Below are 19,455 nucleotides of genomic sequence, written 5' to 3' on the forward strand. Positions count from 1 at the left end.
TGCAACGCCAAGCTGGCCGATCCGGGCTCTTGTCCGCATGGCTGTCCAGACTGGCTGGGTAACCATCTGGCGTCGTATTCGCCGACGGTCTAGATGTTGCCCGGGTCTAGATGTTGCCTGGGCCGGCTGTGATCCGTTTCCAGGGAAACCGCGTCCATGCAAAAGGCTGACAGACACGCCAGCAACAGGATCTGGATTGGCCGCCGCGTGGACGTTCCAAGGAATCTTCAGGCCAATGCGCTTGCCATCTGGCAGCGCCTGCTCGAGCCGGCCTGAGCCACACGGATGCTGCTCAGTCTTGGTTTGATCCTGCTCTGTCAACTGGTCGGGGAAGCTATCGCACATGCCATCGCCGTGCCGGTGCCGGGGCCGGTTATCGGTCTGGTGCTGTGTGTCGGGCTGCTGACCCTGCGCGACCGGAGGGGCCGAGCGATCCCCGCTGAATTGCGTGATGGCACCTTCGAGAAGACCGGCTCAGGCTTGTTGTCACATCTGTCCCTGCTGTTCGTCCCGGCCGGCGTCGGCGTGATCCAGCGGCTGGATGTGCTGACCGGCAACGCCTTGCCGATCGTGGCCGCCGTGGTGGTATCGACCGTCCTGAGCATGGTGGTCACCGCGCTGGTGTTCACCGTCGTCGCGAGGCGCGCGCGATGATGAATGTCGCGAGGCGCGCGCGATGATGGCTGTGGCAAGGCGCGCGCGATGATCGGTTTGGCGGAGCGCACGCCATGATGGCTTTCGCGGATCGCGGGTCATGATCATTGTGGCGCGACAAGCGGCATGATGGTCGTCGCTGAGCGTGCACCATGACCGAGCCGGCCGGCGACGATTTCTTCGCGCTCTGGGTCTATCTCGCTCGGTCGCCGCTGCTTTGGCTGACCGTTACGATCCTGATCTACTGCCTCTGCGACCGCATCGCTGCGGCGCTCGGCCGGCCGCCGCTGGCCAATCCGGTGCTATTCTCGATCTGCCTGATCGGCCTGTTGGTGCGCGGCACCGGCACCGCCTACGCCACCTATTTCAATGGCGCCCAGTTCATTCACTTCCTGCTCGGCCCGGCCACCGTGGCATTGGGAATTCCACTGTACCAGAACCGCCGTCTTGTCGTGCGCGCCATCCTGCCGATGCTCTGTGCGCTGCTGAGCGGATCCGTTACCGCCCTGCTGTCGGCGGTGCTTATCGCGCGAGCACTGGGCGCGCCAGCCGCGGTCGTCACCTCGATCGCGCCGAAATCGGTGACCGCGGCGGTGGCGATGGCGATTTCCGCCCGCCTGGGCGGCGATCCGGCACTGACCGCCGTGCTGGTGATCCTGACCGGCATTTTGGGGGCGATCATCATCACGCCGCTGATGAACGCCTTGCATATCACCGACAAGCGCGCCCGCGGCTTCGCGGCGGGGCTGGCGGCGCACGGCATCGGCACCGCGCGGGCGTTCCAGGTCGATCCGCTGACTGGCACCTTCGCCGGCATCGCAATGGGACTGAACGCCTTGCTCACTGCCATTATCGTGCCGCTGCTGCTGTAGCCGGCGGCCCCTCGATCGGCGTCCGCGCCGCCGGCCTTGGGCAGGCCCGCCTGCATTGCCGTCGCGGCGACCGCGGCGGGATATCACCCGGGCGACAATATCGCCGCTCAGCAAGAGTGCGGCGGCGCGCATTACCGGAACCCTGGGGTGGACGCCTAGGCGTTCCAATGATCTTCTGATGCTTTCGGTGCAACAGGGGAAACGGTCATGAAGGTCGGCTTTATCGGCGTGGGCAACATGGGCGGCCCGATGTGCCGCAACATCATCCGCAACACCAACCATGAGGTCGTGGTCTTCGACCTCAGCGCCGACGCGATAAAGGCCTGCACCGACCTGGGCGCGTCCTCCGCCACCTCGGTGGCCGATGTCGCGGCGCGTTGCGACGTGGTGATCACCTCCCTGCCGATCCCGCGCGTGGTGGAGGACGTCGCGCTGGGCGCCGGCGGCATCGCCGAGGCGGCGAAACCCGGCACCGTCTTCATCGACCTGTCCACCAATTCCCCGGCCACCGCCAAGCGGGTGGCGGACGGCATGCGGGCGAAGGGCATCGCGATGCTGGAAGCCCCGGTCTCCGGCGGGACATCCCGCGCCACCGACGGCACCATCGTCATCATGGTCGGCGGCGACACGGCGGTGTTCGAGCAGCAGCTTCCGCTGCTGAGATCGTTCAGCGGCGAGGTGATCCATCTGGGGGAAATCGGTTTCGGGTCGACCGCGAAACTGATCAACAACATGCTGGCGTTCTGCAACTCGGCGGCGGCGGCGGAGGCGTTGATGATCGGCAAGCGCTCCGGCATCGACCTGGCCAAGCTGGACACGGTGATCCGCAACGCCAGCGGCATGTCGACCGGCTACGCCAACATGGCGAAAAAGACCCTGGCGGGCGACTTCGCGCCGACCTTCGCGCTGGACCTGGCGCACAAGGACCTGCGGCTGGCGCTGGAACTGGCGGACGAACTCGGTGTCCCCGGCCTGATCGCGCCGCAGGTCATGAGCCTGATGCGGATGGCGCGCGGCATGGGATTGGGACCGTCCGATTCATGCGCGATGATGCGGGTGTACGAGACCGCGCTGGGGGAGGATGTGCGAAGCTGAGCAAGAACAGCGCGGACCGGCCGTATCCCGGAAACCCTTTGCCATGGTTTGTGGCGCCCGGGACACGACGGCTGTATCCACACCAGCTACGCGCGGTCGTCGCCACATGCTAAAGCCTGACCAGAAACCGACAGCCGGACAGGAACATCAGGCATGACCGAAATCGGGCTGTTCGACGCGATGTACAGCGCCCGTGCGTTGCGCCGGCTGAAGCCTGATCCAGTGCACCAGGCGGTGATCACCAAGATCCTTGACGCTGCCATCCGGGCACCATCCGGCGGCAACGCGCAGAACTGGATCTTCATCGTCGTGCGTGATGAGGCGCAGCGCCGGCGTCTGGGCGCCGTCTATCGCAAAGCCTCGGATGAGGTCGCTGAAATCTATGCCGCGCGCGGCCGGCCGGCGCATCTGACGGACGCGCAGTATCAACGGCTGATGGCTGGCGGAAGCTATCTGTGGGACCACATGGGGGATGCCCCTGTCCTGCTGGTGCCCTGCCTGAGAAAGCGCGACATGCCACCCCGCGATACGCTGCCGGATGCTGTCGCGGCGCGCTATGACGCTCATCTGGCCCATCAGGAAAGGATTCGCGGCTCCAGCATCTATCCCGCCATCCAGAACATCATCCTGGCATGCCGGGCCCTGGGTCTGGGAACCCTGATCACCACCAACCACATCCTGTATGAACATGATGTCCGCGCGGTTCTCAGTCTGCCGGATGACGTATTCACCTTTGCCTTGATGCCCATCGGCTACCCGCTCGGCAAATACGGACCGCTGGCCCGCCGTCCTGTCTCGGAGGTCGCCTTCGCCGATCGCTGGGGCGAAGGCTGGCCCGGATGAGCCCGCCCCGCCCCCTGGTGGCGACTCGATCCTGGTCCACATACTGGCTATATGCATGTTGTGCTGACTGCCCCTGACATCGATCCCTCACTTATCGTCAGTGATGCGGACATACGCAGAGCGTTCCACCCGTCGAATCTGGCGGCCGGCCGCACCTATGAACAGCGCGGCCGGGTGCAGGAGCTGCATATCGCCGAGAAAGGCGCCACCATTACGGCGACGACGCATGGTTCGGCACCCTATCCCTATCAGCAGCGGATCTCGCTCAGCCGCTCGGCCGCCGGGCTGCGCATCATGGGCGTCTGCTCCTGCCCGGTCGGACGATCGTGCAAGCACCTCGCCGCCGTGCTGCTCGCGGCGCAGCGCAAGCAGCTTCAGATGCCATTCGCCAGGCCCGACCCGATCGCCACGGCCGCACCGGCGCGGGACAAGCTGCCGCCCCAGATCGAGACCTGGCTGGCCGAGTTCGATCGCGAAGAGGAAGAACCGACGGAGGAGTTTCCGGCCTCGATCAAGAGCCGGATCTTCTACGTGCTCAGCGGCGGCGGCGTCGCGCTCAACGCTGCCACCCAGGGCGTGCCGGCGCTGGTGATCGATCCGATGACCGTCGCGCTGCGCAAGGATGGCAGGCCCAGCAGCATCAAGCGGTTCAACCTGCATCAGATCCAGACGCCGGCGCGCTATCTGCGTCCCTCCGACCGGCTGATCCTGGCCCGCCTGAGCCGTCGCGCGCATTCCTATCAGTCGCAGCCGGACGATGATCCGCCGGAGACGTTGCGGCGGATCCTGGCGACCGGACGCGCCCGCTGGGGTTCGGCGGAAGGCGTCGTGCTGGCGGAGGGGCCGGAGCGGCAGGGCCAGATAAGCTGGGCCACCCAGGCCGACGCCTCACAGCAGGCGACGCTGACCCTCGACGAGGGCCTGATCGCCGTCCGCATCCCCGAACCCTGGTATGTCGATCCGAACACCGGTGCCATGGGGCCAGTTGGCCTGGAGCTGCCGAAGCGGATCGTCGCGCGCCTGCTGAACGCGCCGTCCATCCCGCCGGAAGCCGCCACCGAGGTTCGCACGCAGTTGTCTCGCCGATCCTCGGCGGTCACGGTGCCGGTGCCGAACGAACTGAAGCCAGCCGAGAAAGTGGAAGTGCCGCTGCGGGCCGAACTCCGGCTGATCAACGGCACGCTGCCGATGGACCCCAGCTATGGCCGCGGTTCGGCTCGCGCCATCGGCAACGGCCTGTATGAGGCGCCGCTGGCTCGCCTGTCGTTTCGCTACGGCCCCGTCGTGCTGCCGCGCAGCCGCCGGCCCTTGCCGCGGCTGACGGTGCAGGATGATGTCATCTACGAAGCGGTGCGCGACAGGGCGGCCGAGGCGCAGGCGCTGCAGCGGCTGACCGACCTTGGGTTCGGTTCGGTGCAGGACATCGTGCCGGTGTATTATCAGCACGCCCATACGGATGACTTCGCCCTGCGGGAGAGCGGCCCCAACCCGTCCTGGATGCAGCTCGTGACGCAGGAGGTGCCGCGGCTGCGCGACGCCGGCTGGAAGGTGGAGATCGACGAGAACTTCCCGATCCAGGTCATTACCACCGACGACACGATCGAGGCCGAGCTGATCGAAGGCTCCGGCATTGACTGGCTGGAACTGCATCTTGGTGTGATGGTGGATGGCGAGCGGGTCGACCTGGTCCCGGCGCTGATCAAGCTGATCGCTCGGCCGGAAGCCAGCGTCCTGGCGGAGGGGCCGGATGACAAGCCGTTCATCCTGCCGCTGCCGGACGGCCGGCTGCTGTCGCTGCCGATGGCGAGCATCCGGCCGACCTTGCTGGCGCTGCTGGAACTCTGGTCAACCCGTGGCGACGGCGCCGATGCCGACAAGATCGGTTTCAGCCGGCTGGATGCCACTGAACTGGCGGCGCTGGAGGCGCGCTCCGGCCTGATCTGGCGTGGCGGCGAGGCGCTGCGCGACCTCGGCCGCAAGCTGCAACAGACTGGCGGCATTCCGAAGGCGATCGTGCCCGACGGGTTTCGTGCGACGTTGCGACCGTATCAGTCGCAAGGTGTGGACTGGCTGCAGTTCCTCGGATCGGCCGGCCTTGGCGGTATCCTGGCCGACGACATGGGTTTGGGAAAGACCGTGCAGACCCTGGCGCATCTGCTGATCGACAAGGCCGCGGGGCGCATGGACCGACCCTGCCTGATCGTCTGCCCGACCAGCCTGATCCCGAACTGGACGGCGGAGGCTGAACGGTTCGCGCCGGCGCTGTCGGTGCTGCCGTTGCATGGGCTGACCCGCAAGACCCGCTTCAAGGAGATCTCCGACTTCGACCTGGTGTTGTCGACCTATCCGCTGCTGTCGCGCGACCACGAGATCCTGACGGCGCAGGAATGGCATTCGGTCATCCTGGACGAGGCGCAGTCGATCAAGAACCCGAACGCCGAGACCACCCGGATGGCGCTGCGCCTGAAGGCCCGCCAGCGGCTGTGCCTGTCGGGAACGCCACTGCAAAATCATCTGGGCGAGCTGTGGTCGCTGTTCGACTTCCTGGCGCCGGGTTTCCTCGGCGGGCAGAAGGCATTCAAGACGAACTACCGCACGCCGATCGAGAAGCACGGCGATACCGGCCGGCAGACCCTGCTGAACCGCCGCGTCCGGCCCTTCATGCTGCGGCGGACCAAGGAAGAAGTCGTCACCGAACTGCCGCCGAAGACGGAGATCGCTGAACCGGTGGAGATGGAGGCGGCGCAGCGCTCGATCTATGAGGCGATCCGCCTGTCGATGCACGCCAAGGTGCAGGCGGCGATCGCGCAGAAGGGACTGGCGCGGTCCGGCATCATCATCCTGGATGCGCTGCTAAAGATGCGCCAGGCGTGCTGCGATCCGCGGCTGCTGAAGCTGCAGGCGGTCAGCAAGTCCAAGGCCGGCTCCGCCAAGCTGGACCGGCTGATGGAGATGCTGGGGATCATGCTGTCGGAGGGCCGGCGGGTGCTGCTGTTCTCCCAGTTCACCGAGATGCTGGCGCTGATCGAGCGGCGGCTGTGGGACGAATCGATCGACTACGCGCTGTTGACCGGTGACACCAAGGATCGCGCGGAACCGGTCAGGCGGTTCCAGGCCGGCAAGGTGCCGCTGTTCCTGGTCAGCCTGAAGGCGGGCGGCGTCGGACTCAATCTGACCGCCGCGGACACGGTGATCCACTACGATCCCTGGTGGAATCCGGCGGCCGAGGACCAGGCGACCGACCGCGCCCACCGCATCGGCCAGCGCAAGAAGGTGTTCGTGCACCGTCTGATCACGCTGGGAACGATCGAGGAGAAGATGGAGGTGCTGAAGGAGAAAAAGCGCACCATCGTCGCCAACGTGCTGGACGCCGAACACGGCGGCGCGCTGAACCTGACGGGCGCGGACATCGAGGAGCTGTTCGCGCCGGCGCGGTAGACGGGTTTTTGTTCGGTCGTTTTTGCCCGGCCGTCCGCAGCCCGACATGTTGCCGCAAGAGCCGGCAATCGTCACGCCGAAAGACGCTGGTGCGAGGCGGCCGTGACCCCGTGTGGACGACCTCCTATGTCGGCAATGGCCGTCGCCGGCTGTGACAGATCAAGCGGGCCGATTTTGCGCAAAGCCTTAAAACACGGCAACGGCTAGTCGGCCCGTAAACCTTTTTTGGATGGTGGCGTTGGGTCAGGATCCGCCAGACAGTCTGGCGGACGCGGTGTCAGTGAAACAAGGAATGCCAAAAAATGAATAAATTTCGCTTAACTCTTGTTGCGAGCGCCTGCTTGCTTGCCGCCGCCCCGGCATTCGCGCAGAATGGCGTCACCCTGTCCCGGCAGGACAAGCAGTTTCTGCGGCGGGACGCGCACGGCAGCGCTTACGAGAAGGCATTGTCCGAGCTTGCGTTGCAGAAGGCCGCATCACCGGAGATCAAGGACTTTGCGCAACGCGATATTTCCGCTCACACGCAACTGAATCAGCAGGCGCAACAGATTGCGCAGCAAAATGGCATGACCTTGCCTGGTAAACTTACGAAGAAGCAGCAAACCAGGTTCAACCATTTGAAGTCGCTGGACAGCAAGGCATTTGACACTGCTTACGTGCAAGAAATGAAGCGGATCAACCAGTCCGACCGGACCGAGGATCAGCGGGAACTTCAGAGCACGCAGAACGCGCAACTGAAGCAGTTCGTGCAGAATGGCGAGACGATGGATGCGGAGCATGCGGATGCCGCGCAGAAGCTACAGACCGCCAACAACGCGGTGAAATAAAGCATCGCCCAGTCACCGTTTCAGGCACTCGGTCGATCAAGCTGGGGATTCGTCGCGGTACCAATCTGATTGTTTGGCTCGCTCATGCCCTGATCTGCAACCTCTTCATTGACAGTAAGGTATTACTGCCTTACTGTCAATATGGAATGGAGACGCGCATGGACAAAACCGTGATCCTGACAGTGACGGCAAAAGGCCAAGTGACGCTCAAGCGAGAACTGCTGGATCATCTGGGGGTTCGGCCGGGCGACCAGATTGCGGTTGACCTCTGCGCATCGCGTGGTGCTTCGATCAAAGCGGCTTCACGCGCTGGCATCGAGCCGTTTTTTGGCTGTCTTCCGGATAAGGGGCGGTCGGTTCCGATTGATGAGATGGGCAAGGCAATCGAAGACGGTTGGGCTGGGAAGGGACAATGAGGATCACGCCCGACACCAACGTTCTTGTTCGCGCGGCCGTGCCAGTGCGTGATGCCACCAGCGAAGACGGCAAACAATCAGCGCACGCCCGGGAATGGCTGCGCAATGCCACTCTGATCGCGGTCACGTTGCCGACGTTGTGTGAATTCGTCTGGGTTTTGCACCGCGCCTACAAGTATCCAAAGACTGAGATCGCGACGGCGATCCGCAAGCTTTGTATGGGAACGTCCGTCGTCTGTGACCGACAGGCCTTGGAGGCGGGGTTGATCGTTCTGCAAGCCGGCGGTGATTTCGCGGATGGGGTGATCGCCTTTGCCGGTAGGGCGATAGGTGGGGAAACCTTTGCCAGCTTTGATCAGGATGCGGTGCGGCTGTTACAGCGATCCGGTCATGATGCTCGAATCCCCGGCGAAGAAACCGCGGCAGCCGGTGGATAGGCCGTGAGCGGACAACAAGCGCGGCGCAAGGCGCGCGACGCGGCACGATGTGCCTCATTTCGATCATCACGACCGAAGGCGTCCGCGCGGACAGCCGTAATCAATCTGATCCAATCGGTGGACCTGTCTGCTCGGATCGCGCTCGCAACAATGTATTGCTGCTCCGGATGAAGGCCGAGGATAAAGCCATCGATGCCACTGCCGTTACGCCTCCACGCCAAACTGCAGGCGGGCAAGACGGGCGTAGATACCGCCCTGCCGGATAAGCTGTTCGTGCGTGCCGGTAGCGACGATCTGGCCGGCGTCCATCACCACGATCCGGTCAGCGTTGCGCACTGTCGCCAGGCGGTGGGCGATGACGATGGTGGTGCGGTCGCGCGACAGGGTCGCCAGCGCCTGCTGCACCGCCTGCTCGGACTCCGCATCCAGCGCGCTGGTCGCCTCGTCAAGCAGCAGCACCGCCGGATTGCGCAGGATCGCGCGGGCGATGGCGATGCGTTGGCGCTGGCCGCCCGACAGGCGGACGCCTTTTTCGCCCAGGAACGTGTCGTAGCCTTGCGGCAGGTGCTCGAGGAAGTCGGCGTAAGCGGCGTGCGCCGCGGCACGGATGTCGGCTTCGCTGGCGTCCGGCTGGCCGTAGCGGATGTTCTCCCAGGCGGTCGTGCCGAAGATCACCGGGTCTTGCGGCACGAGGCCGATCCGGCGCCGCAGGTCGGCGGGCGCGACGCAGGCGATATCGACGCCGTCAAGGCGCACGACGCCGCGTTCCGGATCGTAGAAACGCAACAGCAGTTGCAGCACGGTGGTCTTGCCCGCCCCGGACGGTCCGACCAATGCGACCGTCTCGCCGGGCGCGACCATCAGGGAGAAGTCGATCAGGGCGGCGGACTCCAGGCGAGCCGGATAATGGAAGGTGACGCCTTCGAATGCGACGCTTCCCGAGGGGCGTCCGCCGGGACGCGCTGGAAACACCGTCGGTTGCGCGGGGGTGACAATCGACGGACGCTGATCGAGTAGCTCGCGCAGCCGATCGGCCGCCCCGCCGGCGCGTTGCAACTCGCCCCACAGTTCGCTCATCTGCGTTCCGGCGCTGGCGAGCAGCACGGCGTAGAACACGAAGGCCGAGAGATCGCCACCTGTCATGCGCCCGGCGATCACGTCGCGTCCGCCGATCCACAGGCTGAAGACGATCGCGCCGAAGCCGAACAGGATCACAATCAGGATCTGGCTTGCGCGCGTGCGCACCCGATGCAGCGCGGCCGCGACCGAACGCTCCACCGCATCGGCGAAGCGCACGCGGTCGACCGGTTCATGCGTGAAGGCCTGCACGGTGCGCAGGGCGTTGATGGTTTCCTCGGCATAGGCGCCGAGGTCGGCCACCCGGTCCTGCGCGGCGCGCGCCAGCCGTCGTTCACGCCGGCTGAACAGCACCAGCGGGACGACGACGACCGGCACCACCAGCAGCACGATGCCGGCCAGCTTTGGACTGGTGACCAGCAGCATGGCGAACGCGCCGAACAGCAGGATGGCGTTGCGCAGCCATTGCGAGACCGCCGATCCGATCAGCGCCTGCAGCACCGAGATATCCGCTGTCAGCCGGGTCAGGATATCGCCGACGCGGGCGGTCTCGAAGAACGCCGGCGACAGCGCGATCACGCGATTGAAGATATCCCGGCGCAGATCGGCGGCGACACGCTCGCCCAGCCAGGAGACGAGATAGAAGCGCGAGAACGTGGCACAAGCCAACGCGGCGACCACGGCGAACATCGCCAGGGCGGCGCGATCGAGATGCGCCATGCTGCCGCTGGCAAAGCCGAGGTCGATCAGCCGGCGGATACCCTGCCCAAGCGCGAGCACCAATCCGGCGGCCAGCAACAGGGTCGCTGCCGCGCCAACCGCACGCAGGCGGTAGGGCCGCATGTAGGGAAGCAGCAACGCGAGCGAGCTGATCCGCCAGACCGGAACGTTGCGCGGAAGCGCTGGCCGGATGCTCAAGCTATCGCGCGCCGGACGATCGTGTCCGCGCAATGGCGATTACCGTTCGCACAAGGGTCACGCGGTATCTCCAGCAGACGCTGATACGTGGCGGTTGTCCGGGCGGACCTGTCATCGTGCACACGGGTTGGATGGCCGCTTCAAAGGCTGAGCGCGCATCTTGGGCGTCATGAGCCCATCAGGTAGCAGGTCATTCCCAGGAGCAGCCGATTCATTCATCGCACGGCACATTAAGGCTAACAGGCCGCGCCAGGAACTGTAATTCGTATCCAGGCCAGTCTGGGCCGGCCCGGACAGGCACCTTGATTGACCAGGCTGGAACAGGTTCCGTTCAGGTCGCTCTATTTTGAACCCGTCATGGCCGTCCTGTCGCGGTATCGTTCTGCATGGGCGGGTGGACGCAACCGACCCAACTAGGCGGTGCCGTTCAACCGCCCATGATCATGCATGCAGGCGGGCGATATCCAGCAACACATTCGCTTCCAGCGCTTTCTCATCAAGCCGATGCTTCACCAGGTCCCCAATGCTGACGATACCGACAAGGGTACCGCCGTCGACGACAGGCAGGTGACGGATCCTCGCCAGCGTCATGGCGCTCATTGCCGTTTCGACCTTGTCGGTGGAGCGGCAGGTCACCATCGGCGCGCTCATGAGCCGCTCGACCGGAAACGTCAGCGCCTGCGCACCGTGTTCCGCGGTGGCGTTGACGAAATCCCGTTCGGAGAAAATGCCGGCCGGACGCATCCATTGATCCTCGACGATCACCGCGCCGATCCGGTGCTCCGCCAGCTTGGTGATGACCGACTGCACCGTGTCCGCGGCGCGGACCTTCACAACGCCGCTGGGTTTGTTGTGCAGAACATCGGAAATGGACATTGTCAGCGCTCCAGGAATGAAACAGTCTTGCCAACTTTATATGGGTTGGTCGCTGGCCGATCCCAATGGCGTGGCCGAATGTTCAGGTGGTGGAAGGGGCATTGAAGCGAATCGGTCCAGCGCTGGTGATGAGTAACGTTGACGGTTCGGCCACCACTCCATGTTCATCCCGGTGCGATGATGATCCGGCGGTTCTGCTTGCCCTTGTTCTCGATCTTCGCAACGCGCATTGGCCCGATCTCGCCGGTACGGGACACATGGGTTCCACCGCAAGGCTGCAGGTCGACCGGCGCATCGGCCTCGCCGATCCGGATCAGTCGCAGCCGGCCAGAGCCGCGCGGCGGTTGCACCGACATCGTCCGCACCAACCCGGGATCGGTATCCAGCACCGACTCGTCCACCCATCCGATCGAAACCTTGTGATCGGCGGCGATCAGCGCGTTCAGGTCAGCCTCGATCGCCTCTTTCGCCGGTGAAGCCGGCAGGTCGAAATCGAGGCGCGATTTTTCCGCCCCGATCGAGCCGCCGGTCACCGCGGCACCCTTGATCAGGCTGCACAGCAGATGCAGCGTCGTATGCATGCGCATCAGCGCGTGACGGCGTTGCCAATCGATTACCGCCTCCACGATCGTCCCCGCCGGCGGCGGCACCGCATTGGGGGCCGGCTGATGCAGGATCTCGGCGCCCTCCCCTTTCACCGTGTCGATGATGACTGTCTCGCCGCCAGCCCAGCGCAGCACGCCGGTATCGCCCGGCTGGCCGCCGCCGCGCGCGTAGAACACGGTCCGATCCAGCACGATGCCGGCTGCCCGCGAGGCCAGCACGGTCGCTGTCAGCTTCGGCGTGTCCGGTTCGTCGAGGTAAACGCGTTCGGTCATGGGTCCATCCATATCTGTCGCAGCCAGTCCCGCTTCGCCGCCAGCCAGAACAGCCCCAGCGCGGTGATCACATTGGTAAACCGGCCGGCGAGAGCGGCCTCGATCGCCGCGTCGGCATGCCAGACGCGGACGCGGATATCCTCGTTTTCCGCCGCCTCACCGGCGTAGCCAACGATGCCATCTTCGCCGGCGGCCGGCGCTTGGACCCGGCCGGCGTAAAGTTCGCAGATCTCGTCGGTCGCGCCAGGGCTCAGCAGGAAGCTGCCGATGCGCTCCAGCCGGTCGGTGCGCAGCCGCGTCTCTTCCTGGATCTCGCGCTGGATCGTTGCCTCCGGCGCCTCGTTGTCCTCGCACAGCCCGGCCGGCAGTTCGACCAGCACGGTCTGCACGCCGGCGGCGAGCGCGGCCAGACGGAACTGCTCGATCATCACCACGCTGTCGGTCCAGGGATCGTACGGCACCAGTGCCGACGCTCGGCCGCGGCGCAAAAGCTCCCAGGTGTGGGTGTCGGACATTGCCCCGTCGAACCGGCGCTGGCGGAACTTGACCACGTCGAGCGGGAACAGACCCGGCCAGACCCGATCGGTGGCGTCGATGACGACGTCGGCATGGTGCGGAATGGGCGCCGTGGTGCGATTGCGCATAACGTGCGTTGTAGGCGGTGCGCGGCGTTCGGGCAAACCGCGAAGGCGAGGGCTCCGCCCCTCGACCCCGCCAAAGGCTAACGCCCTTGGAACCCATTTAGGGGTTTGGGGGAGAGGGGGCGACCGAGGCGGTTGCAACAACTACGTAGCCCCCTCTCCCCCAAACCCCTGGACGGGGATCAAAGGGGCATCCGCCCCTTTGCGGGTCCAGGGCAGAGCCCGGGCCTGCCGGATCGGCCCGCTCCATGATAGGTTTACCCATCGCGACGGCCGATAGCAGGGAAACATCCATGAGTGCCACAGCACCAAGAACCACCTTCGGCCGCATCTTCCCACCCCGCGGCGCCTGGCTGGCCAAGGCGCGCCCCGAACCAATCATCGACCCGGACCTGCCGATCATCGACACCCATCATCACCTCTGGCACCGCCAGGGCTCCGCCGGCGCTCGCGGCGAGTCGTGGGAGGTGCCATCGTTTCGCTATTTGATCGACGAGTTCCTCGCCGATTGCGCCACTGGCCACAACATCATCGGCAGCGTGTTCCTGCAATGTCATTCGATGTATCGCGCCGCTGGACCAGCGCAAATGCGCCCTGTCGGCGAAACCGAGTTCGTTGCCGGCGTTGCCGCCATGAGCGACAGCGGCGGCTACGGCAATACTAAGGTTGCCGCTGGCATCGTCGGCTATGCCGACCTGACCGCCGGCGACTGGGTGACGCCGGTGCTGGAGGCACATATAAGCGCCGGCGGCGGCCGCTTCCGCGGCGTGCGGCACTCGGCTGGCTACGATGCCGACCCGGTCATCGGCAACAGCGCGCCGGACATGCAGCCTGGCCTTTACCGCCGTTCCGATTTTCGCGCCGGCCTGGCTCGTTTGTCGGCGCTGGGCCTGTCGCTGGATGCCTGGGGCTTCCATCCGCAGATCCCGGACATCACCGATCTTGCCCGCGCCTTTCCGGCAACCAACATCATCGTCGGCCATTGCGGCGGCCCGCTCGGCTACGGGCGCTATGCCGGCCAGCAGGACAGGGTGTTCGCTGACTGGAAGCGATCGCTCACTGAGTTGGCGAAATGCCAGAACGTGACGATGAAGCTGGGTGGGATGACAATGCGGCTGGCCGCCTATGATTACATGGGCCTTGATGCGCCACCGTCGTCCGAACAACTCGCCGCCCACTGGCGCCCGTACGTGGAGACCTGTATCGAGTTGTTCGGCGCGAAGCGTTGCATCGCCGAGAGCAACTTTCCGGTCGAGAAGATGGGCATCGGCTTTGCCGCGCTGTTCAACGCCCTGAAGCGGCTGGCCTCCGGCGCATCGGCCGATGAAAAGGCAGCAATCTTCGCCGGAACGGCTCGGCGTGTCTACCGGCTGAGCTGCTGAGCCGCCGGCGCGGACAGTCCCGGCCGTGGCGGAACAAGCCAAACAACGCCTTGGTCATCCTGAACGCGCTTCAGCGCCTGCCATGGAGCACCCGGCCAACGGCGGGATTCCGGCCGAGAGCAGGCGAGCGACAAGCTTGTCGGCTATCAGCTTGTGTCCCAGCCCGGTAGGATGGTCGCTCAAGGTGAAAAATACGCTGTTGGTGTTGCTGACCGCCTGGAATGTTCCAGTCAGGTCAATGTAGTTAATGCCGGCCTGCGCGGCTTCCGCGCCGATCATGCTCTCAAGTTCCATCGGCTTCATGTCGGGGTAGTTCGCCGCGCGGTTGAGCAACAGGATCTGCGGCCGGGGCGGAACATAAAGCAGCACAAAAGGCACGCCCGCCGCGTGGGACGCTGCGGAAATCTGGCCAAGCAGTTTATCGAGAGCACTGATCCGGCTCTGCCAGAACGGTGACAACGGGGTCCGCATGTAGCCACTGGCGCGGGCATCGTTCAAGAACGTCCGCAGGTAAAATTGCGGGTCAAGCAGCTTGAAATAGATCAATGCCTCCCACAGCGTGGACCCCTTGAACTGACTTTGCAGGGCGGAGCGAACCCGCGCGACAAGACCTTCCGGCCGAGCGGCTAGATCCGGCGGCTTGGCGACACCTTCCTCCATGTCGAATGGCGTAACGGCCAGGACCAGAAGGTCCGGCTTCAAGGCCAATGCCTCCTGCATCCGCGCATAGAGCCGTTCCCACTGATAACCGATGCCGCCGAGATCCTGAAACTCCACAGGGCGGCGGCAGTCCCGCGTCAGGTCGGCCGCGGCCCGCGTGGTGAACATCTGCCGATACGGCACCATGTATCCCGCGCTGATGGAAGAGCCGATAACCGCCGCCCGGATGGCGCCAGCCGGCTTTGGTCCGCACGATTCCGCCGTCCTATAACCGCAATCGTTATAGCGGTTCTCGATCCAGGCTGAATCCACGATCTTGTAACGCGACCTGCAGTTGGGCTTCGGCTTATGGCCAAGCACCGGATCAGTGACCATGCAGGCGTCGCGCGGCTGTTCGTAAAACGGATAATACAGCACCGCCTCAGCCAGACCGAGCAGCAGCAAGGGTGTCAGGGCAAAGATGGCCGGCAGGATCAGATAGTCGCGTCGGCGAAGTCCAAGCCAGGCCCGCAGCCTCCGCCCACGCGGATGTTTTTCTAGCAAATTAGTTTCCACTGTTCAATCTCGTTGCCTTGATCGGTCTGCCCAAGGCCAGTGAATTCGCATGCAATCCCTCCAACGAATCCAATATGGCGCGAAGGTGGCAACCGGTTAAATCAAGAATCAACTTCGTTTCGGTGAAATCAAGGTCAACTCTGCTCGGGCAACAGATCAATAAGTGACTGTTTTGCGCCCATTTCCGGAATGAACCGCACCTTCCACGACCTGATCCCACGGAATTGCTGATGTCATGACGTATGTCCGCCGCTTCAACATCGAGCGCGAACGGCTTTCCGATCAAACTCTTGTTTGAGTTTCGCAGCAATGCGGAGGATCCGGATTGTCCTCCTGATCTAGGTGACCGGCCGACATCGATCTGGCACAGGGTCCTGCTAAGATGGCATCACGATTGGTTTGCGGCGGTTGGCCGCGCGGATGATTATTCACTGCAAAGCCGCCGCACCACCGGATCAGGCGTGTTCAGTCGACGGTTATTCTGGTTGTCCGCAAAATGAAGTTCGAAATCAAGCCAGCAGGATAGGCCGCGCGACAACATGATCCATGCCGTGTTCGGCATCGATAACAAACGTCCTTTAGACATGGGATAATTGTATCGCGACCTCTATTTGGCCCCGCAAGCACAGAATCGTATTGCTGCTAGCCCGTGTAGGTTGAGTTGGGTCGATTTGAACATCTCCCCAATGTTGTCGTCAATGTCCGCTTTCCTACCTTCGCGGGCGCTGAAACCGGCCGCACCATTCACAGCTCGGCATTTGGTCACGTCAGGCCGCCTTGCTTAGTTGGTCGAATGCGGCAAGGCGCATCACCAGCGCCTCCATCTGCCGGAGCGGGATCATGTTTGGCCCGTCGCTCGGCGCCTGATCCGGGTCGGGATGCGTCTCGATGAACACCGCCGCGACGCCGACCGCCAGCGCCGCCCGCGCCAGCACGGGAGCAAACGCCCGCTGCCCGCCGGAGGACGTGCCATGGCCGCCCGGCTGCTGTACCGAATGCGTGGCATCGAACACCACCGGATAGCCCGTCCCCGCCATGATCGGCAGGCTGCGCATGTCGGAGACCAGCGTGTTGTAGCCAAAGCTGGCGCCGCGTTCGCACAACAGGATGTCGCGGTTGCCGGTGCCGGCGATCTTGGCGGCGACGTTGACCATGTCCCATGGTGCCAGGAACTGACCTTTCTTGACGTTGATGGGTCGTCCGGTTTCCCCCGCCGCGATCAGCAGGTCGGTCTGCCGGCACAGGAAAGCGGGGATCTGCAGGACGTCCACCGCCCGCGCGACCACGCCACACTGATCGGCGGCATGCACATCCGTCAGCACGGGCAGTCCCGTCGTATCCCGCACCGCCGCCAGGATCCCCAGGCCCGCATCCATGCCGACACCTCGCGCGGCACCGGCGCTGGTGCGATTGGCCTTGTCGAAGCTGGACTTGTAGATGATCGGCACGCCGGTGCGGTCGGAAATGGCGCGCAGTTCCCCGGCAACCTCCTGCGCATGGTCATGCGATTCAATCTGGCACGGGCCGGCGATCAGGACGAACGGCCTGTCGTTGGCGATTTCGATCGTCCCAACCCGCACGACGCGCGGCGCCTTTGAACCGGCAGCAGAATCGTCGGCATTCCCTGACATAAGCTTGATTTCCTTTCACCGGCCGGACGCCATGACAGGCTTGTCCCGGTGGAGCGGCGGCCGGTCAAGCACGACAACAATTTACTGCGTCAAGAACAACTATATTGGAGATGAATTGATCCCGAGTCGAGTGCTGATGTGTAAAGGCTCCCGGGGACGACCACACGTTCTGCGAACTCGCATCAAACAAAGAATTATAAGAAATTGATCTTATAATTCGAACTAGTCCACAGGCCTCAGGCACTAAAATCATCTAACATCTGCGGAACGATCCATCGCCTGGGTTGTCAGCTTTGCGACCCCGCTGCTACCGGCAAACCGGACTTGATGACGCGGGAGCAAACAGATGCGGGCTTGGCGAACGGAAGCAAAGATTTGTCTTATTGGTTCCACGCTTTTGCTTTGTAGTCCGCTGACCAGCCTTCAGGCACAGGCGAACCCAACGCAGCAAAACAACGCGTCTCCCGCGGCTAGCACGCGCGCCATCGGACCGCGGTACGCCGGCAAGAGTCAGCTTTTCGCCTATGTCCACGGCAAGCGTGGCAGCACGCGGTCCTACGCTATTTCCTGTGTGCCGTATGCGCGGCAAGTCTCCGGCATCGAGGTGGTCGGCGATGCATGGACATGGTGGAAAAAAGCCGCCGGCGCCTATGCCCGCGGCGATCGGCCTGAAGCAGGCAGCGTTCTTGCGTTTCGCGCCAATGGCCGCATGCATCTGGGCCATGTCGCCGTGGTAAAGCAGATCGTCAACGCCCGCGAGGTCATTGTCGATCATGCCAACTGGTCGAACGGCGGTGGACGTGGTGAGGTCTCGCACAACGTCGCCGTCGTCGATGTCTCGGAAGCCAACAACTGGTCGGCGGTCCGGGTTCAGCTTGCCAACAGGCGCGATTTCGGATCGATCTATCCGACCTATGGGTTTATCTACAATCGTCCCGACGACGGTGCGGTGACCCTGAGTATCGATCGTCCGGCGCCGCAACCGGATATCAATCCGGTGCCGTCGGATTTGCGCCCGGTCGCCGAACGGCCTTGGCACACGGTCGAGGAAGTCGCGGAGGCGCCTGATGCCGAGCCGCGGCAGATCGACCTGCGGGTCAGCCGCCAGACGGCTCTTGGCCGGTGAATTCGTCATGGTCGCCTTGTCCGCCTTATCTGCTTAATCATTGTTCCTGAAGCTGGCCGAAAGTCGCCTGTCAGGACGTTGACGGCAGGTATCAGGCTGAACATGGCAGCCGCTTGACTGGTCGGCCTTGATAGCAGCCGGCGAGACATCAGCCGCCTCGAGAATCGCACTTCGCTCGCGTAGGCCACCCGGCTAACGATGCGGCCTTGGGAACTTGTCCCATGTCACGCGATATGCGTTTGAGCACTGATGATCGATCCTGTTCATGTCATCGGTGCTTCCGGACGCTCCGGCCTGGCGCTGTGCCAATCCTTGTTGACCGATGGCATTCCGGTGTTGCCCGTGGTGCGGGACCCGGCGAAGTGGGCGGCAGCGGGGTTGACCGGCGCGCCGCGTGTGGCGGACCTGCGCCAGCCGGGGCCATTGCGGACGGCGCTGGCGGATGCCACCCGCATCGTCTCCTGCGCTCATGCCAGGCATACACCTGCGATTCTGGATGCCGCCCCTGCCCTTGCTCGCCTGGTCCTGCTGGGCAGCACACGGAAGTTCACCCGCTGGCCGGACAGCCACGGCAACGGCGTGCTGGCCGGCGAGGGCGCGCTGCTGGCATCCGCCCATCCCGGCGTGATGCTGCATCCGACGATGATCTACGGTGCGCAGGGGGAGGACAACGTGCGGCGCCTAGCCGCCCTGCTGCGGCGGTTGCCAGTCATGCCACTGCCTGGCGGCGGACGGTTCCTGGTGCAGCCGATCTACCAGGGCGATGTGACGCGCTGCATCCGGGCCGCGCTGGGGGTGGCATGGAGGTCCTCCTCCAGCATGGTGATCGCTGGGCCGCACTCCGTCCGCTACGCTGACTTTGTCCGAGCGATCGCCGATGCGGCCGGATCGCGGCGACCGTTCATCCTGCCGTTTCCCGCTGCCCCGCTGGTCGCCGCCGCGCGGCTGACCCGCCACGTCACCGCACTGCCAGCGATCCAGCCCGAGGAAATCCGCCGGCTGATGGAGGACAAGGCCTTCGACATTGCCGCTATGCGTGAAACCCTTGGGATTGAGCCGATTTCGTTGGCCCGGGGGCTTGCGCTGACGTTTCGTTCACTGCACGACGGCTGATACCATCCGGAGACAG

At 64.2% G+C, this 19,455-nt stretch carries 17 protein-coding genes; 11 read left to right on the plus strand and 6 right to left on the minus strand.

From position 1 onward, the window contains the following. Positions 1 to 285: 285 nt before the first annotated feature. The 8 genes from ACQY4S_RS05170 (at position 286) to ACQY4S_RS05205 (ending at position 8,582) form a co-directional block, all read left to right on the plus strand. Complete coding sequence (locus ACQY4S_RS05170; protein ID WP_428484119.1) at positions 286 to 654, plus strand: CidA/LrgA family protein; 369 nt, start codon at positions 286 to 288, stop codon at positions 652 to 654. 152 nt (positions 655 to 806) lie between these two features. Continuing rightward, a complete protein-coding gene (locus tag ACQY4S_RS05175) occupies positions 807 to 1,526 on the plus strand; it encodes an LrgB family protein (protein WP_428484120.1) in 720 nt (239 codons plus the stop codon). 207 nt (positions 1,527 to 1,733) lie between these two features. Next, entirely contained in the window at positions 1,734 to 2,621 is an 888-nt protein-coding gene (locus ACQY4S_RS05180) for an NAD(P)-dependent oxidoreductase (protein WP_428484121.1), read from the plus strand. Between the two features lie 153 nt (positions 2,622 to 2,774). Next, positions 2,775 to 3,464 carry a nitroreductase family protein gene (locus ACQY4S_RS05185; protein ID WP_428484122.1) on the plus strand — a complete coding sequence of 230 codons (690 nt, stop codon included), beginning with the start codon at positions 2,775 to 2,777 and terminating at the stop codon, positions 3,462 to 3,464. A 60-nt stretch (positions 3,465 to 3,524) separates the two neighbouring features. After that, complete coding sequence (locus ACQY4S_RS05190) at positions 3,525 to 6,902, plus strand: SNF2-related protein (RefSeq protein ID WP_428484123.1); 3,378 nt, start codon at positions 3,525 to 3,527, stop codon at positions 6,900 to 6,902. 302 nt (positions 6,903 to 7,204) lie between these two features. After that, positions 7,205 to 7,729, plus strand: coding sequence for a DUF4142 domain-containing protein (locus tag ACQY4S_RS05195; protein WP_428484124.1), 525 nt, complete (start codon positions 7,205 to 7,207; stop codon positions 7,727 to 7,729). Positions 7,730 to 7,887: 158 nt separating this feature from the next. Beyond that, positions 7,888 to 8,145 (plus strand): AbrB/MazE/SpoVT family DNA-binding domain-containing protein, encoded by a 258-nt coding sequence (locus ACQY4S_RS05200; RefSeq protein WP_428484125.1) that lies wholly within the window; start codon positions 7,888 to 7,890, stop codon positions 8,143 to 8,145. Then, entirely contained in the window at positions 8,142 to 8,582 is a 441-nt protein-coding gene (locus ACQY4S_RS05205) for a type II toxin-antitoxin system VapC family toxin (protein WP_428484126.1), read from the plus strand. Before ACQY4S_RS05200 ends, ACQY4S_RS05205 begins: the two co-directional genes overlap by 4 nt. A 204-nt stretch (positions 8,583 to 8,786) precedes the next feature. On the opposite strand, the gene ACQY4S_RS05210 is transcribed toward ACQY4S_RS05205, so the two are convergent. From ACQY4S_RS05210 to ACQY4S_RS05225, 4 genes are all read right to left on the minus strand, one after another. Beyond that, positions 8,787 to 10,577, minus strand: coding sequence for an ABC transporter transmembrane domain-containing protein (locus ACQY4S_RS05210; protein ID WP_428484127.1), 1,791 nt, complete (start codon positions 10,575 to 10,577; stop codon positions 8,787 to 8,789). 441 nt (positions 10,578 to 11,018) lie between these two features. After that, positions 11,019 to 11,453, minus strand: a complete 435-nt coding sequence (locus ACQY4S_RS05215; RefSeq protein ID WP_428484128.1) for a CBS domain-containing protein — start codon at positions 11,451 to 11,453, stop codon at positions 11,019 to 11,021. A 164-nt stretch (positions 11,454 to 11,617) separates the two neighbouring features. After that, entirely contained in the window at positions 11,618 to 12,331 is a 714-nt protein-coding gene (locus tag ACQY4S_RS05220) for an alanyl-tRNA editing protein (protein WP_428484129.1), read from the minus strand. Further along, a complete protein-coding gene (locus ACQY4S_RS05225) occupies positions 12,328 to 12,975 on the minus strand; it encodes an NUDIX domain-containing protein (RefSeq protein WP_428484130.1) in 648 nt (215 codons plus the stop codon). Before ACQY4S_RS05225 ends, ACQY4S_RS05220 begins: the two co-directional genes overlap by 4 nt. Positions 12,976 to 13,265: 290 nt before the next feature. Between ACQY4S_RS05225 and ACQY4S_RS05230 the strand changes: the two genes are divergently transcribed. Further along, entirely contained in the window at positions 13,266 to 14,354 is a 1,089-nt protein-coding gene (locus ACQY4S_RS05230; protein WP_428484131.1) for an amidohydrolase family protein, read from the plus strand. 54 nt (positions 14,355 to 14,408) lie between these two features. Here ACQY4S_RS05230 and ACQY4S_RS05235 read toward each other — a convergent pair whose 3' ends face one another. After that, entirely contained in the window at positions 14,409 to 15,557 is a 1,149-nt protein-coding gene (locus ACQY4S_RS05235; protein ID WP_428484132.1) for an SGNH/GDSL hydrolase family protein, read from the minus strand. 779 nt (positions 15,558 to 16,336) lie between these two features. Next, positions 16,337 to 17,200 carry a 3-deoxy-8-phosphooctulonate synthase gene (gene kdsA / locus ACQY4S_RS05240; protein ID WP_428484133.1) on the minus strand — a complete coding sequence of 288 codons (864 nt, stop codon included), beginning with the start codon at positions 17,198 to 17,200 and terminating at the stop codon, positions 16,337 to 16,339. 397 nt (positions 17,201 to 17,597) lie between these two features. Here kdsA and ACQY4S_RS05245 point away from each other — a divergent pair, with 397 nt between their 5' ends. Together ACQY4S_RS05245 and ACQY4S_RS05250 are read left to right on the plus strand one after the other, a co-directional pair. Further along, the gene (locus tag ACQY4S_RS05245; protein WP_428484134.1) at positions 17,598 to 18,326 is read left to right on the plus strand and encodes a CHAP domain-containing protein; all 729 of its coding nucleotides are present in this window, start codon (positions 17,598 to 17,600) and stop codon (positions 18,324 to 18,326) included. A 249-nt stretch (positions 18,327 to 18,575) separates the two neighbouring features. Next, positions 18,576 to 19,439 carry an SDR family oxidoreductase gene (locus ACQY4S_RS05250; protein WP_428484135.1) on the plus strand — a complete coding sequence of 288 codons (864 nt, stop codon included), beginning with the start codon at positions 18,576 to 18,578 and terminating at the stop codon, positions 19,437 to 19,439. Positions 19,440 to 19,455 lie beyond the last annotated feature (16 nt).

The sequence above is a fragment of the Rhodopila sp. genome (genome assembly GCF_965276935.1).
Lineage (GTDB): Bacteria > Pseudomonadota > Alphaproteobacteria > Acetobacterales > Acetobacteraceae > Rhodopila.

What these genes read in the sequence shown, in the direction of transcription:
- ACQY4S_RS05170 (WP_428484119.1), top strand. Translation starts at nt 286, where the DNA reads ATGCTGCTCAGTCTTGGTTTGATCCTGCTCTGTCAACTGGTCGGGGAA.
- ACQY4S_RS05175 (WP_428484120.1), top strand. Translation starts at nt 807, where the DNA reads ATGACCGAGCCGGCCGGCGACGATTTCTTCGCGCTCTGGGTCTATCTC.
- ACQY4S_RS05180 (WP_428484121.1), top strand. Translation starts at nt 1,734, where the DNA reads ATGAAGGTCGGCTTTATCGGCGTGGGCAACATGGGCGGCCCGATGTGC.
- ACQY4S_RS05185 (WP_428484122.1), top strand. Translation starts at nt 2,775, where the DNA reads ATGACCGAAATCGGGCTGTTCGACGCGATGTACAGCGCCCGTGCGTTG.
- ACQY4S_RS05195 (WP_428484124.1), top strand. Translation starts at nt 7,205, where the DNA reads ATGAATAAATTTCGCTTAACTCTTGTTGCGAGCGCCTGCTTGCTTGCC.
- ACQY4S_RS05200 (WP_428484125.1), top strand. Translation starts at nt 7,888, where the DNA reads ATGGACAAAACCGTGATCCTGACAGTGACGGCAAAAGGCCAAGTGACG.
- ACQY4S_RS05205 (WP_428484126.1), top strand. Translation starts at nt 8,142, where the DNA reads ATGAGGATCACGCCCGACACCAACGTTCTTGTTCGCGCGGCCGTGCCA.
- ACQY4S_RS05215 (WP_428484128.1), bottom strand. Translation starts at nt 11,453, where the DNA reads ATGTCCATTTCCGATGTTCTGCACAACAAACCCAGCGGCGTTGTGAAG.
- ACQY4S_RS05220 (WP_428484129.1), bottom strand. Translation starts at nt 12,331, where the DNA reads ATGACCGAACGCGTTTACCTCGACGAACCGGACACGCCGAAGCTGACA.
- ACQY4S_RS05225 (WP_428484130.1), bottom strand. Translation starts at nt 12,975, where the DNA reads ATGCGCAATCGCACCACGGCGCCCATTCCGCACCATGCCGACGTCGTC.
- ACQY4S_RS05230 (WP_428484131.1), top strand. Translation starts at nt 13,266, where the DNA reads ATGAGTGCCACAGCACCAAGAACCACCTTCGGCCGCATCTTCCCACCC.
- kdsA (WP_428484133.1), bottom strand. Translation starts at nt 17,200, where the DNA reads ATGTCAGGGAATGCCGACGATTCTGCTGCCGGTTCAAAGGCGCCGCGC.
- ACQY4S_RS05250 (WP_428484135.1), top strand. Translation starts at nt 18,576, where the DNA reads ATGATCGATCCTGTTCATGTCATCGGTGCTTCCGGACGCTCCGGCCTG.